This window comes from Pseudomonas sp. MF08875 (assembly GCF_059862525.1).
In genome coordinates this window covers 1-1,168 of the sequence record NZ_JCBCUW010000123.1, presented here as the reverse complement: position 1 = coordinate 1,168, position 1,168 = coordinate 1, and the positions used below count along the sequence as shown (strand labels likewise).

1 protein-coding gene is annotated in these 1,168 nt (G+C 54.0%); it reads left to right on the top strand.

The annotated features are described in order from the left end of the window. The first annotated feature begins 63 nt into the window (after window positions 1–63). A complete protein-coding gene (locus tag AC19YT_RS28210) occupies window positions 64–1,044 on the top strand; it encodes an IS5 family transposase (protein ID WP_106117533.1) in 981 nt (326 codons plus the stop codon). Window positions 1,045–1,168: the final 124 nt, after the last annotated feature.

Here is a 1,168-nt window from a genome sequence, read left to right as displayed (position 1 = left end):
GGAATCTCCGAACAAGTTTTCAAATGTGCTGAAATACGCCTGACCACCTGATCCGAGCCGCCTATGAGCCAGATGAGCTTTTCCGATTTCGAATACGCCGGCAAGCGCAAGCAGACACGCCGCGAACGCTTCCTCGCCGAGATGGATCAGGTCGTGCCCTGGACGGGTCTGCTGGGCCTGATCGAGCCGTTCTACCCCAAGGCCGGTGGCGGCAGAAAACCCTATCCTCTGGAAACCATGCTGCGTATTCATCTGTTGCAGAATTGGTTTTCCCTGAGCGATCCGACCATGGAAGAAACGCTCTACGAAATCACGCCCATGCGCCAGTTTGCACGTTTGACCTTGAGCGCCCCGATACCTGAAGACACCACGATCATGAATTTCCGGCACTTATTGGAAAAGCATCAGCTTGCACCTGCAATCCTCGCGGTCATCAATGGTTATTTGCAGGGCAAAGGCATGTCTCTGCGTCAGGGCACTATCGTCGATGCCACCATTATTCATGCTCCCAGTTCGACTAAAAACGAAGAGGGAAAGCGCGACCCCGAGATGCATCAGACCAAAAAAGGTAACCAGTATTTCTTCGGAATGAAGGCCCATATTGGCGCTGATGTCGAGTCCGGCTTGGTTCATCACGTCCACGGCACCGCCGCCAACGTCGCCGATGTCACACAGGTCGCCGAGCTTTTGCATGGCGAAGAAAATGCAGTGTATGCAGACGCCGGATACACCGGCGTTGAGAAGCGTGAAGAGCATGAAAATCGTGAAGTGATCTGGCAAATCGCGGCGCGCCGCAGCACCTATTCCAAGTTGAATAAACGCAGCGTGCTCTACAAGGCCAAGCGCAAGATTGAGTACTGCAAAGCCCAGACACGGGCCAAGGTCGAACATCCGTTTCGGGTGATCAAATGCCAATTTGGGTACGTGAAAGTGCGCTTTCGTGGGCTGATGAAAAACACGGCTCAGTTGACCACATTGTTCGCCCTGTCGAACCTGTGGATGGCTCGAAAACAACTGATGGGTATGGGCGAGTTGCGCGCTTAACATGGAAAACCGGGCGAAAAACGCCCTCGATGAACACTGCATCAGGTCGTTTTGAGCAAATAGCGCTGCGTGCCGTGCAAATTACGACTTGCGGCCGCCGCGCAGCAAGTTGATCGGAGCATCC

Coding starts and splice junctions, on each gene's coding strand:
- AC19YT_RS28210 (WP_106117533.1), top strand. CDS start 64: ATGAGCCAGATGAGCTTTTCCGATTTCGAATACGCCGGCAAGCGCAAG.